Source organism: Erythrobacter tepidarius, assembly GCF_002155695.1.
GTDB lineage: Bacteria > Pseudomonadota > Alphaproteobacteria > Sphingomonadales > Sphingomonadaceae > Erythrobacter > Erythrobacter tepidarius.
This window is the reverse complement of the sequence record NZ_MUYJ01000012.1, coordinates 54,701-67,419: the sequence shown is the minus strand read 5'-3', so window position 1 is coordinate 67,419 and position 12,719 is coordinate 54,701. Positions and strand designations below refer to the sequence as shown.

Here is a 12,719-nt window from a genome sequence, read left to right as displayed (position 1 = left end):
ATTGTTGCCCCTGACATGCGATCTAGTTTCATCTTGCCTGAAGGGGAACGTGACCCGCCAGCAGCCCGTGGCGGCCGGCCGGGGACAAGAACGCAACGAGGAGGGTATGATGAAGGGCTTGAGAAACATTCTGGCGACCAGTGTCGCGCTTGCGGGTATCGCGCTGACGGCTCCGGCCATTGCCGAGGACGGGCCGTCGATGGACCAGCTGCTGAACGATGCCGTGAGCACTGGCGACGTGCTGACCTATGGCCTGGGGCCGCAGCAGCACCGCTTCAGCCCGCTCGACAAGATCAATACCGAAACCGTGGCGAGGCTGGTGCCGGCCTTCGCCGCCTCTCTGGGCGGGGAAAAGCAGCGCGGGCAGGAAGCGCAGCCGATCGTCTATGATGGGGTGATCTACGTCACCGGCTCCTATTCGCGGATGTTCGCCTTCGATGCGCGCACCGGCGAGAAGCTGTGGGAATACAACCACCGCCTGCCCGACGGCATCATGCCCTGCTGCGACGTGGTCAACCGCGGGGCGGCGATCCATGGCAACAAGGTGATTTTCGCGACGCTCGACGCGCGCCTGGTCGCTCTCAACCGCAAGACCGGCAAGGTGATCTGGAACAAGATGATCGCCGATTACAAGGCTGGCTATTCCGCCACCGCCGCGCCGATCATCGTCAACAACCTCGTCATCACCGGCAATTCGGGCGGCGAATTCGGCATCGTCGGCGAAGTGCAGGCGCGCAATGTCGAAACCGGCGAACTGGTGTGGACGCGCCCCGTGATCGAGGGTCACATGGGCACCTTGAACGGGAAAGAAAACGGCATCACCGGCAAGACCAATGCCACCTGGGAAGGCGATATGTGGATAACCGGCGGCGGGGCGACCTGGCTCGGCGGCACCTATGATCCCGACACCAACCTCGTCTTCTTCGGCACCGGCAACCCCGCCCCTTGGAACAGCCACCTGCGCAAGGGCGACAATCTCTACACCTCCTCGACCCTTGCGATCGATCCGGCCACCGGCGTGATCAAGTGGCATTACCAGACCACCCCGCACGACGGCTGGGACTTCGACGGGGTGAACGAATTCATCCCCTTCGATGCCGAGTTCAAGGGCAAGAAAATGAAGCTCGGTGCCAAGGCTGACCGCAATGGCTTCTTCTATGTGCTTGATCGAACCAACGGCAAGTTGATGAATGCCACGCCCTTCGTGATGCAACCGACCTGGGCGAGCAAGATCGATCTCAAGACTGGGCGTCCGGTCTATAATGATGACAACCGCCCCGGTGCCCCAGGCACGGCGGAAAAGGGCAAGTCGGTGTTCGCCGTGCCGTCCTTTCTGGGCGGCAAGAACTGGATGCCGATGGCCTATTCGCCCGACACCGGGTTGTTCTACGTTCCTTCCAACGACTGGGGAATGGACATCTGGAACGAACCGATCGCCTACAAGAAAGGGGCAGCCTACCTTGGCGCAGGTTTCACCATCAAGCCGATCGCCGAAGACCACATCGGCGCGCTGCGTGCGATCGATCCCAAGACCGGCCAGATCAAGTGGGAATACAAGAACAAGGCCCCGTTGTGGGGCGGCGTTCTGACGACCCGCGGGAACCTGGTCTTCACCGGCACGCCGGAAGGCTATCTCAAGGCCTTCGACGCGCGCACCGGCGAGGAATTGTGGAAATTTCAGACCGGCTCCGGCGTGGTTGGATCGCCGGTCACCTGGGAGATGGACGGCGAGCAATATATCGCGGTCATGTCCGGCTGGGGTGGTGCGGTGCCGCTGTGGGGCGGCGAGGTCGCCAAGACCTTCAAGGAAATCAGTCAGGGCGGATCGCTCTGGGTGTTCAAGTTGGCCAAGTAAGCGGACACAAGGACGGGCGGAGCGAGCGTGCTTCGCCCGTCTTTCTCTCTGCCGACCATCGCGCTAGGACACCGCCATGACCTACGCCGCAACGCTGGACAGCGTCCTGATCGTCGATGATCACGGGTTGATCCGCGATGGCCTGCGCGCGATCCTCTCATCGGCCTTTCCCGCCTGCACCATCGCCGAGGCGGGCAGCTTTGCCGAGGCTCTCGGCCAGCTTGAGGACATGCCCGATACAGATCTGGTGCTGCTCGATCTCAACATTCCCGGCGCCTCGCGCTTTTCCGCGCTCGAACAGCTGCGCGCCGATTTTCCAAGCCTTCCGGTGGTGATGGTATCGGGCTCCTACGACCGGGCGACGGTGCGCGATGCGCTGGCGGCCGGCGCAGCCGGGTTCCTGCCCAAGACGCTCGACCGCGCGAGGATTCTCGATGCCATCGGGCAGGTGTTGATGGGCGAGATCTATATCCCCGACGAAATCCAGAGCGATCCCGCCGCGGATGAAGAAGACGAGAAGATTCGCAAGCTGATCGACAGCCTCACGCCGCAGCAACGGGTGGTGCTGGGCCATTTGGTGGCCGGGCGGCTGAACAAGCAGATCGCGCACGAGCTCGATATCTCGATGACGACCGTCAAGGCGCACGTCTCGGCAATCCTGTGCAAACTGAACGTCTTCAGCCGCACACAGGCGGTGATCCTTGCCAACAGGGTCGGGTTCGAAGGCTAGGCCGTACCGGCAATCTGGCGCAGCAAGGCGCGCAGCTGGGCCGGCTTGACCGGCTTGCTAAGCACCGGCAGCCCCGCCGCGGCCAGACTGGCGCGCACTTCCTCGCTGCGATCGGCCGTGAGGATGGCGGCCGGCAGATCGCCACGGTGGAGCGCCCGCACTTTGGCCACCGCGACATCCCCGGTGAGACCGTCCTCGAGATGATAATCGGCCAGCAACAGCGATAGCCCGCTCTCGGCCGCGGCGCGCACATCGGGATGATCGGGATCGACCGCGGTGATCGCGGTATGCCCCCAGTTTTCCAGCAGGGCGCGCATACCTGCCAGGATCGTCTGGTCATTGTCGATCACGAGGATCGCGCCGCTTGCGCCCGCCGGCTTGTCCTTGCGCGAGGGATCAGCAGGCAGCGCGGCCATTTCGGGACGGGCGGCGGGCATCGTGACGGAGAAGGTCGAGCCCAACCCCTGCACCGATTCCAGCGCTACGCTGTGCCCCAGCTTGGCGCAGCTGCGCTGCACGATCGCAAGGCCGAGCCCGTGGCCGGGCACCTTGCGCGTCGCATCGAGCCGCCGGAATTCCTCGAAGACACGGGGCTGCTCGTGCACGGGAATGCCCGGCCCCGTATCACGAACCGCCACCGTTACCATCTCACCCTCGCGCTCGGCGGTGACAGAAACGCTGCCCTCGGTGGTATAGCGGATCGCGTTCGACACCAGGTTCTGCAATATGCGCCGCAGCATCTGGGCATCACTGGCAACGAACAGGTCGGTTTCCGGAACCGCAAAGGCAAGCCCGCGCGAGCGCGCCAGCGGCGCGAATTCGACCCTGAGCGCGGACAGGATGCGATCCAGCGCAATAGGCCGGATCTCCGGCTGGATCGCGCCGGCATCGAGCCGCGAAATCTCGAACAGGGCTTCGAGCAGTTGCTCGACCGAATCCAGAGCGATCGAGGTCTGCTCCACCAGCCCCCGGGTGCTCGCCGCCAGCCGCTTTTCTTGCAGCGCCGAGACGAACAGCCGCGCGGCGTTGAGCGGTTGCAGCAGATCATGGCTCGCCGCGGCGAGGAAGCGGGTCTTGGACAGATTGGCGCGATCCGCCTCGTCTTTGGCCTCGGCCAGCTGGCGATTGACCTCGACCAGTTCGGCGGTGCGCGCATGGACTGCGCGTTCGAGATTCTCGGCGACTTCGGTCATGGATTGCTGGAAGCGGATGCGGTCGGTCACATCGTCGAAGGCAAAGGCCATGCCGCCCGTCGCGAGCGTCACCGAACGGATCACGAAGTTGCGGTTGCCCAGCCGGCATTCGGTGGAAATCCGCGGACCCTGACCCTCGCGCCACTCGATCGCCTGCGGCCGATCGAGTGCGCAGCGTTCGATGCAATGGGCCACGAAGGCCTCGTGCGTGCCGATGCTGGCCGATACCTCGCGGTTGATCCTGAGCATATTGGCCAGCTCGTCGTTCCAGGCCTGCAGCTGGCCGTTGGGTCCGAACAGGCACGCGCCTTCCGACAGGGTGTCGAGCGTCGATTGCAGCGCGAGGTTGCGCTCGGCCAGTTCGCGCGCGCGCTGGCGGGCATCGGCGGCCTTGACGCTGGTGATGTCGGTATAGATGCCGACGATACCGCCTTCGCTGGTGCGCAGCTCGTTGATCTGTAGCCAGCGCCCGTCAGCCAGCATCTGCACGTGCGCGCCGGCATTCCGGTGGCGGGCGAGACGTTCCTGCTTCCAGCGTTCAGGCGCAACCAGCGAACCGATGGTGGAGCCGTGCCCGGCAAGCAGATCGACCAGTTCGGCAAAGCTGGGACGCTGATCGACGACCGGGCGAAATTCGGGCCAGATGTCAAGAAAGGCGGTGTTGCACATCACCAGCCGGTCTTCGGCATCGAACAGGACAAAGCCGTCCGACAGGGACTCGATCGCGTCGCGCAGCCGCGCGCGGGCGGAATCGGCATCCTTACGGGCGGCCTCGATCCGGGCGTTGACCGATGCCAGCTGGACCAACGCCTCTTCCAGCTCGGTGGTGCGGCTGCGAACCATGGCCTCCAGCGTGATGGCGTTCTCGAACATCGAAAACGCCCCGCTTTGCAGATCGCTGGCGCGCTCGATCCGGTCCATCAGCGCGGCGTTGATTGCTTCGAGCTTGCGGACTTGCTCCTTCAGCCGGGCGACTTCGTCCGCTTCGAGCGCCGCAGACATCAGCGGCCGATCACCAGACAGCTGAAGGTCTGGTTGAGATGCGCGGCGCGCAACTGCTCACCATAGGTGTTGAACCCCGTCACCCGGTTTTCGACGTAGAGATCGGAGACCTTGCGCACGATCTGGCGGTTTTCCGCATCGATCCGGTTGAGCACGCAGTCAAAGCCCAGCACATGGTCGATCTCGCCGAACTCTTCGCGCAGTCGGGCGAAGAAGGCCTGCATCCTTGCCAACCGGTCAACCGGCTCGCCCACCGCCAGCACGATCCCGCGGTCAACCGCGCCGTAGAAGGTCAGGCTGCCATCGGGATTGGCGGTCTGGATCGCGCGCACGTGATAACTGCCGCCGGCACGCACCATCGGCGGATGAGCGGCAAAGAAGGCCGCGTCGAGCGTCGCCCCGGGCGCACCGGCAAGGCGGCGATATTCGTCGGCCGCGGGCGCGGCGTTGATCTCGTACACGATCCGGCACTCGGGATCGGCGGCGGTCACCACCATGCGCAGCGGGCCGGGCTCGTAATAGCATTCGGAATAGACCTGCATCGGCCGCGCGCTGGCAAGCATGACGATCGCCGCCGTGCCTGATCGGAATGCCCCGTCACACAGCACCCCGGTTTCGCTGAACAGCAGCCCGTCGCCGCTCGAACCGCCGATCAGCGGAATGTCGTCCAGCGCATCCTGCACCGTCATAGTGAGCAGTTCCTCGCGGTGGGACAGGCCATCGACCAGAAACAGCGCCACCTGGCTAGTACTCGCGCCGAGGATCGCCGCTTCATGTCGGGCATTGGCGGCAAGGTGGCGAACCCTGCGGCGCGCTTCCTCGGGCTCGAAACTGTCGATGTCGGAGACGTGCAGCACGCGGAAGGTGAAGCTTTCGGCAGGGAAACCGATCAGCAGCAGACTGTCGGCATCATAGCCGCGCCCGGTGATCTCACCTGCGCTGGTGCATCCGGCAAGCGGGATGTGGCGGAGCTGCTCGCTGATCGCGCCGGCCAGCGCCTCGCGCGGATAGGTGCTCGAACAGAAGATTACCCCGCCCGCCAGCGCCCGACCCTCAATCGCGCGGGCGATATCGGCCACGGCCTCGACCGGACATGCAGCGTGCGAGCTTGCAACGACAAGACCGCCTGCCACCGAAGGGCGCGGTGCGTGCAATGGTCTCTCCCAAGTCTCCCAGGAAGGCTTGGCCTTCCTCCCGATGTGATAATGTTGGAGAATGACCATCGCGGCAAGTCTTTTCAGCTACCTGTTGGCGGTGGACCGGCCGCCTCCAGCAAGGCCGCCTCGGCATCGCTGAACACCCGGCTGCGGATCACGAAGCGCACCCCTTCGGGCGCCTCGAGGCTCATGCCCGAACCGCGCCCGGGCACGACATCGATCGTCACCTGAGTATGGCGCCAGTATTCGAACTGCCGCGCACCGATCCACACCGGGGTGTCCTCGGCGATCGTCCCGAGCAGAACGTCCTGCCCGCCCACCCGGAATTCGCCGCGCACGAAGCACATCGGCGCCGACCCGTCGCAGCACCCGCCCGACTGGTGGAACATCAGCGGGCCGTGGACGGCGGCGAGGCGCGCAATCCAGCTTTGCGCTTCAGGCGTGGCAAGAACGCGCGGAGGCGGGGTGAGATTGGGCATGAGGCTTCTCTCCGTCAGCGACAAGGCGGGGCGGTGACCATCAAGCCATCCGCCCCGCGGGATACCGGAACCGGCCCGGTGGGAGAGATTGAACGAGAGGCAGTTCCGGCCGGGATGGTCAGAAGAAGCCCAGTGCCTTGGGGCTGTAGCTGACCAGCAGGTTCTTGGTCTGCTGGTAGTGTTCCAGCATCATGCGGTGGTTCTCGCGCCCGATCCCCGACTGCTTGTAGCCGCCGAAGGCCGCATGGGCCGGGTAGGCGTGGTAACAGTTGGTCCACACCCGGCCCGCCTCGATCGCCCGACCGATGCGGTAGCAGGTGTTGACATCGCGGCTCCACACCCCGGCGCCGAGGCCGTAGAGCGTATCGTTGGCAATGCTGAGCGCCTCGGCATCGTCCTTGAAGGTGGTTACCGACAGCACGGGGCCGAAGATTTCCTCCTGGAAGATGCGCATCTTGTTGTGGCCTTCCAGCACTGTCGGCTTGACGTAGTAGCCTTCAGCCAGCTCGCCTTCATGGATGTGACGGCTGCCGCCGGTCAGCACCTTGGCGCCCTCGCCCTTGCCAATCTCGATATAGTTGAGGATCTTTTCCAGCTGATCGTTGGAAGCCTGCGCGCCGATCATGGTATCGAAATCGAGCGGGCTGCCCAGCTTGATCGCGTTCACCCGGGCAATTGCCTTTTCCATGAAGCGATCATAGATCGATTCATGGATCAGCGCGCGGCTCGGGCAGGTGCAGACTTCGCCCTGATTGAGCGCGAACATGGCGAAGCCTTCGAGCGCCTTGTCGAGGTAATCATCATCCTCGCGCATCACGTCGGCGAAGAAGATGTTGGGGCTCTTGCCGCCCAATTCGAGCGTGCAGGGAATCAGGTTTTCGGAAGCATATTGCATGATCAGCCGCCCGGTGGTGGTTTCCCCCGTGAAGGCGATCTTGGCGATGCGCGGGCTGGTGGCGAGCGGCTTGCCCGCTTCGATGCCGAAGCCGTTGACGACATTGACGACCCCTTCTGGCAGCAGATCGGCAATCAACTCCATCAGGATCATGATGCTCATCGGGGTCTGTTCGGCGGGCTTGAGCACCACGCAATTGCCCGCAGCCAGCGCCGGGGCGAGCTTCCACACCGCCATCAGCAGCGGGAAATTCCAGGGGATGATCTGGCCCACGACACCCAGCGGCTCGTGGAAGTGATAGGCGATGGTGTCGTGATCGATCTCGGAAATACTGCCCTCTTGCGCACGCAGACACCCGGCAAAATAGCGGAAGTGATCGATCGCCAGCGGGAGATCGGCGGCGGTGGTTTCGCGGATCGGCTTGCCGTTGTCGATCGTCTCGACCAGCGCCAGCATTTCCAGATTGGCTTCCATCCGGTCGGCGATGCGGTTGAGCACGTTGGCGCGCTCGGTGGTCGAGGTGCGGCCCCATGCGCCCTTGGCCTTGTGCGCGGCGTCCAGCGCCAGTTCGATATCCTCGGCGCTGCCGCGCGCCACCTCGCACACGCGCTTGCCGGTCACGGGTGAGATATTGTCGAAATACTGACCCTTGACCGGCGCGACCCAGCGGCCACCGATGAAGTTGTCATACTTCGCCTTGATCAGTGATTTGCCGTCGAATTTGCTAAGGGCCTGTTCCAGCATGGTGCGTCTCCTCTCGCCAACGGGTCTGTCCTCGTGGCAATCTGCGCCCTCTGCTCACCCGCGCCAATTATACCTTAGGCGGAGACAGCCCGCGGGCATGCTCGACAAGGCGCGGCGCTTGAACCACTCTCGCGGGCATGACAGCGTCCGGCTCCGCTCCGCCCCTCGCTCACCCAGTTGCGCTTGCGGCTTGGTTGACAGCGGGGTTCGCGGGCTTTGCCCTGCCCGCGCTGGCGCTGCTGGCGCAGGACAGCCCGCCCGGCCTAGCGGGGCCGGTGCTGGCGATCGGGTTGATGGGCGCGGGAATGATCGCGGCGGCGATTGCCGGGCGTTTGTGGGCCGGTGTCGCGCTGGCGCTGCTGGCGGCAACGGGCCTGATGCTGCTGGCGCTGGGCCTCGGGCTGCCCGCGCCGTCCACAGTGCCCCCGCTTGCCTTCGCGCTGGTCATCGCCAGCGTCAGTTTCGCCGCCCGGGGCCTACTTTTCGCCCGCTCGGCCGCCAGCCACGGCTGGTGGATTGCCGTTGCGGTGGTCGGCGGCGAGGCAGCATTGGTGGCCACCGCCTCGGCCCAGCCGGGCGTCCTGCCCGCTTGGCTGCTGGCGCTGCTGCCCGCACAATGGGCGACACGCGCAATCCAGACCTCGCTGAGCAACGGCGACCCGCTCACCGCATTGCCCGTGCTGCTCGCGCTCGGCGGGACAGCGATAACCACGCTGCTTGTCGCCGCTCTGTGGCCGCGCCGCTGGCCCTATACGATCATGTTCAGCGCATGGCTCGGGCTATCAGCGCTGGTGCATCACCATCAGACCTCGCCCGCCGCTCCGGCGAGCGCGCCTGCCACTTGGCGAAGCGGTGGCGTTGCCGCGAGCGCTTCAGGGATCAATCGAGGTCAATCACCCCCCTCCGCCAGCAGATCCATTCCGGCTGATGCCGCCGCGCCCCGAGCGTGAGGCAGGCCGAGGAATGAACAAAATGGGTTGGCGATCGGGCAGCAGCGGGGCTGTCGCGCAAAATCGCCGTGCTGCCCATAGGCCGCATTCCCCGCGCGCGTGGATCACCGCTTGCAATGCCTGCGACCCGGGGGCATCACCGCGGCAGAGCGCGAGGGAGGGAGAAATGCGCAAGAGAGGTTTCGGCGCGGCGTTCGCCACTCTGGCGATCCTGGGCACCACGGGCGCCGCCGCGCAAGCGACGCAGGGTCCGGCCGCGGCTTCGCAGGCGACCGCTGCCGCGCAACAGCAGGCCGCGGCGATGCTGCCTCCCGATGGCATGCGGGACGCGGATTTTTCGGTCCGCGGCTTCCTTGCCACCGCGCCCGATCCGGTGATCCGCAACAATGCGGGCGAGCCGGTGTGGAACCTCGATGCCTATGCCTTCGTCGATGGCCCCGCTCCGGCAACGGTCCACCCGAGCCTGTGGCGGCATATGCGCTATCTCAAGCATCACGGGCTTTATCAGGTGACCGATAATGTCTGGCAGGTGCGCGGGTTCGATCTGTCGAACATGACGATCGTCCGGGGCAAGAGCGGGTGGATCGTGATCGACCCGTTGACCAGCGTCGAGACCGCCGAGGCGGCGATGGCGCTGGTCAATGCGACGCTGGGGCAGCGCCCGGTCAGCGCGGTGATCTATTCGCACAGCCACGCCGATCATTTCGGCGGCGTGCGCGGGGTGATCGATGCGGCCGATGCGGCATCGGGCAAGGTTGCGGTGATCGCGCCGGAGGGCTTCATGGAGGAAGCCACGTCAGAGAACGTTATGGCCGGCGGCGCGATGCTGCGACGCGCAGCCTACCAGTTCGGCACCGGCATGGCGCCGGGGCCGCAGGGGCAGATGGGCAGCGGCATCGGCATGGCGGTATCGGCTGGCACCTTGTCGCTGGTCGCGCCCAACGACACGGTAACCGCAACCGGCGAACAGCGCGTGGTGGACGGCGTCACGCTCGAATTCCAGATGGTTTCAGGCAGCGAGGCTCCAGCGGAATTCAACGTCTTCATCGTTCCAGCCAAGACCTTCCTCGCCGCCGAGATCGCCACCTGCACCCTGCACAACATCCTCACCCCGCGCGGCGCCAAGGTGCGCGATGCGCGGGCCTGGGCGCATTATCTCGACGAGGCCGTGACGCGCTATGCGGCGCAGAGCGAGACGGTGATTTCGAGCCATTGCTGGCCCATCTTCGGGCGCGAGGCCGCAATCGCGTGGCTCTCGGCCCAACGCGACAACTACCGCTGGCTACACGATCAGACCGTGCGCCGCATGAACCGCGGCGAGACCATGACCGAAATCGCCGAGGCGCTGGAGGCCGCAGTCCCGCCGGGCCTCGCGGCGGAATGGTCGACCCATGGCTACTATGGCACCGTTAGCCACAACGCCAAGGCGATCTACCAGTTCTATCTCGGCTGGTACGATTCCGTCCCGGCCAATCTCCATCCCCATCCGCCGGTCGCGCGGGCGAAGCGGCTGGTCGAGGCGCTCGGCGGGGCGGATAGGACGCTGGCGCTGGCCGAGAACGCGATGGCGGCGGGCGATTATCGCTGGGCATCGGACCTGCTCCAGAATCTCGTCTTTGCCGCCCCTGACAATATCATGGCACGCACGCGACTGGCGGAAAGCTACGAACAGCAGGGCTACCGATCGGAAAGCGCGATCTGGCGCAACCAGTTTCTCGCTGCTGCCGGTGATCTGCGCGCCGCCCGGCCGGCGCGGCCCGCCAGCGAGAGCGCCGATCTGATCGCCGCACTGGCGACCCGGGAACTGCTCGATGCCGCCGCGACCCGATTTGCCCCCGAACGCTTCGGCAATCGCCGGCTGATCGTCGGCATCGAACTGACCGACCGCAAGGAACAAGCGATGATCGAGGCCACCGGGCAGGTGCTGATCGGCCGGGTGGGCGCGCTGCCTCCAGCCGCCGACGTCACCATCCGCGGCCCGCGCCTTGCACTGCTGGCGCTGCTGTTCCTCAAGCAGCCCGTCAGCGCGATGCAGGGTGCAGGCCTCAAGGTCGAGGGCGACGCGGCGGCCTTGCAGGCGCTGGTGGATGCGCTCGATCCTATGCCGCAGGGCTTCAACATCGTCGTGCCGTGACAAACCGCGTAGTGCGGGCGAAGGATACGCCTGTCTGAACCGTTGGGGCCAGGACAGTCACAGCCCCGCGTGTTGCGACCAAGAGGATTGCCATGCCTCGAACGACCTTTTGCGAGACCGGGCGATGAGCCGCGCCAGCATCGCCCTCAACCGCTTCGGCTATGGCCTCGCTTATGGCGAGCGACCGCCCGAGGACGCGCGCCGCTATCTGCTGCGCCAGCTCGACGACTTCGATCCTGCTCCTGCCGCGATCGCCGCCCGCAGCGTCAGCCGCGGCAAGACCGGCGAGACGCTGCGCCTGCTCCGGAGCTTGCGCGCAAAGGTGCCCGAGATGGGCGATCCGGCGATGACGGACCAACGCATGACCGACAGCGCGCCGCAGAGCCCGCGCGCCGCCACGCTCGCCGGTCTGCCGCCCGAATATCGCCAGCAGCTGACCGAAGCCCGCCGCGTGATGATCGACGATCTCGCCGCGCGCACCAACCTCGCCATTGCCAGCCCCGCGCCCTTGGTCGAACGGCTGGTGCATTTCTGGGGCAACCATTTCAGCGTCTCGGTCGGCAAGCCGGGCACCCAGTTCGAAGTGGGCCCGCACGAATTCGGCGCGATCCGCCCGCATGTGCTGGGGCGCTTTTCCGACATGCTCAAGGCCGCGGTGCTGCATCCGGCGATGCTGCTCTATCTCGACCAGTTCCAGTCGATCGGCCCTGCTTCCACCGCCGGACAGCGGCGCGGACGGCGGACCGAGGTGCAGGGCCCACGCGGGATCAACGAGAACTTGGCGCGCGAAATCCTCGAACTCCACACGCTCGGCGTGAACGGCGGCTACAACCAGGCCGACATCACCGAATTGGCCCGCGCGCTGACCGGCTGGACGGTGCCGGGCATCGGGCCGATCGGGCGCTTTGCCGCCGCGCAGCCGAGCGGTGCAGCCTTCGTCGCGCTGGCGCACGAGCCGGGCGCGCGCACCATTCTGGGCCGGCGCTATGCCGCCGGCGGGCCGGAGCAGGCGCTTGCCGTGCTTGACGATCTCGCTGCCCATCCCGCCACCGCGCGCCACATCGCCACCAAGCTCGCCCGCCACTTTGCCGGCGACACCCCGCCCGAAAGCCTCGTCGCCCGGCTGGAGGGCGATTTCCGCATGAGCGGCGGCGATCTGGCCAGCCTCACCCGCACCCTGATCGAAGCGCCCGAGGTGTGGCTCCCCGGCCCGCTCAAGTTCCGCAGCCCGTTCGAATGGTTCATCGCCGCCGCGCGTCTTTCGGGCATCGAACGGCTGGAGCCGCAGCGGATCGCGCGGGTGCTGGGCGAGCTGGGCCAGGCACCCTGGCGTGCCCCCTCGCCCGCCGGCTATGACGACCTTGCCGCGAGCTGGGCTGCACCCGACCTCCTGCTGCGCCGGGTCGAAGTGGCGGAAAGCATCGCCCAAGCCTCGCCCGCCGAGGACATTGTCGCCCGCGCCGATGCCGCCTTCCCTGCTGCGCTGAGCGAGTCGACGCGCACCATGCTCAAGCGCGCCGAAAGCGGGCGGCAGGCGCTTGCCCTGCTGCTTGTCGCCCCTGAAATGATGCGGAGGTAAG

The 12,719-nt window shown here is 65.9% G+C and carries 9 protein-coding genes; 5 read left to right on the top strand and 4 right to left on the bottom strand.

All coding sequences use genetic code 11. From position 1 onward, the window contains the following. Positions 1–109: 109 nt before the first annotated feature. Entirely contained in the window at positions 110–1,855 is a 1,746-nt protein-coding gene (locus BZF61_RS12480) for a methanol/ethanol family PQQ-dependent dehydrogenase (RefSeq protein WP_086619737.1), read from the top strand. Positions 1,856–1,931: 76 nt separating this feature from the next. Then, positions 1,932–2,585 carry a response regulator gene (locus BZF61_RS12475; protein ID WP_086619681.1) on the top strand — a complete coding sequence of 218 codons (654 nt, stop codon included), beginning with the start codon at positions 1,932–1,934 and terminating at the stop codon, positions 2,583–2,585. Here BZF61_RS12475 and BZF61_RS12470 read toward each other — a convergent pair. The 4 genes from BZF61_RS12470 to adh form a co-directional block, all read right to left on the bottom strand. Beyond that, the gene (locus BZF61_RS12470; protein ID WP_086619680.1) at positions 2,582–4,780 is read right to left on the bottom strand and encodes a hybrid sensor histidine kinase/response regulator; all 2,199 of its coding nucleotides are present in this window, start codon (positions 4,778–4,780) and stop codon (positions 2,582–2,584) included. The genes BZF61_RS12475 and BZF61_RS12470 overlap by 4 nt on opposite strands. Next, positions 4,780–5,859 (bottom strand): FIST N-terminal domain-containing protein, encoded by a 1,080-nt coding sequence (locus tag BZF61_RS12465; RefSeq protein WP_245804621.1) that lies wholly within the window; start codon positions 5,857–5,859, stop codon positions 4,780–4,782. The genes BZF61_RS12470 and BZF61_RS12465 overlap by 1 nt, the downstream gene beginning before the upstream one ends. Positions 5,860–6,017: 158 nt before the next feature. After that, complete coding sequence (locus BZF61_RS12460; RefSeq protein ID WP_086619676.1) at positions 6,018–6,416, bottom strand: DUF779 domain-containing protein; 399 nt, start codon at positions 6,414–6,416, stop codon at positions 6,018–6,020. Positions 6,417–6,534: 118 nt separating this feature from the next. Continuing rightward, positions 6,535–8,055: an aldehyde dehydrogenase gene (adh, locus tag BZF61_RS12455; RefSeq protein WP_086619674.1), complete on the bottom strand. Its 1,521-nt coding sequence runs from the start codon at positions 8,053–8,055 to the stop codon at positions 6,535–6,537. Positions 8,056–8,249: 194 nt separating this feature from the next. Between adh and BZF61_RS12450 the strand changes: the two genes are divergently transcribed. The 3 genes from BZF61_RS12450 to BZF61_RS12440 all read left to right on the top strand — a co-directional run bounded on the left by BZF61_RS12450 (position 8,250) and on the right by BZF61_RS12440 (position 12,718). Next, positions 8,250–9,005, top strand: coding sequence for a hypothetical protein (locus BZF61_RS12450; RefSeq protein ID WP_211276775.1), 756 nt, complete (start codon positions 8,250–8,252; stop codon positions 9,003–9,005). A 166-nt stretch (positions 9,006–9,171) separates the two neighbouring features. Next, positions 9,172–11,139, top strand: a complete 1,968-nt coding sequence (locus BZF61_RS12445) for an alkyl/aryl-sulfatase (RefSeq protein WP_158094100.1) — start codon at positions 9,172–9,174, stop codon at positions 11,137–11,139. A 124-nt stretch (positions 11,140–11,263) separates the two neighbouring features. Beyond that, a complete protein-coding gene (locus BZF61_RS12440) occupies positions 11,264–12,718 on the top strand; it encodes a DUF1800 domain-containing protein (RefSeq protein WP_086619671.1) in 1,455 nt (484 codons plus the stop codon). Position 12,719: the final 1 nt, after the last annotated feature.

What these genes read in the sequence shown, in the direction of transcription:
- BZF61_RS12480 (WP_086619737.1), top strand. Translation starts at nt 110, where the DNA reads ATGAAGGGCTTGAGAAACATTCTGGCGACCAGTGTCGCGCTTGCGGGT.
- BZF61_RS12475 (WP_086619681.1), top strand. Translation starts at nt 1,932, where the DNA reads ATGACCTACGCCGCAACGCTGGACAGCGTCCTGATCGTCGATGATCAC.
- BZF61_RS12470 (WP_086619680.1), bottom strand. Translation starts at nt 4,780, where the DNA reads ATGTCTGCGGCGCTCGAAGCGGACGAAGTCGCCCGGCTGAAGGAGCAA.
- BZF61_RS12460 (WP_086619676.1), bottom strand. Translation starts at nt 6,416, where the DNA reads ATGCCCAATCTCACCCCGCCTCCGCGCGTTCTTGCCACGCCTGAAGCG.
- adh (WP_086619674.1), bottom strand. Translation starts at nt 8,055, where the DNA reads ATGCTGGAACAGGCCCTTAGCAAATTCGACGGCAAATCACTGATCAAG.
- BZF61_RS12445 (WP_158094100.1), top strand. Translation starts at nt 9,172, where the DNA reads ATGCGCAAGAGAGGTTTCGGCGCGGCGTTCGCCACTCTGGCGATCCTG.
- BZF61_RS12440 (WP_086619671.1), top strand. Translation starts at nt 11,264, where the DNA reads ATGAGCCGCGCCAGCATCGCCCTCAACCGCTTCGGCTATGGCCTCGCT.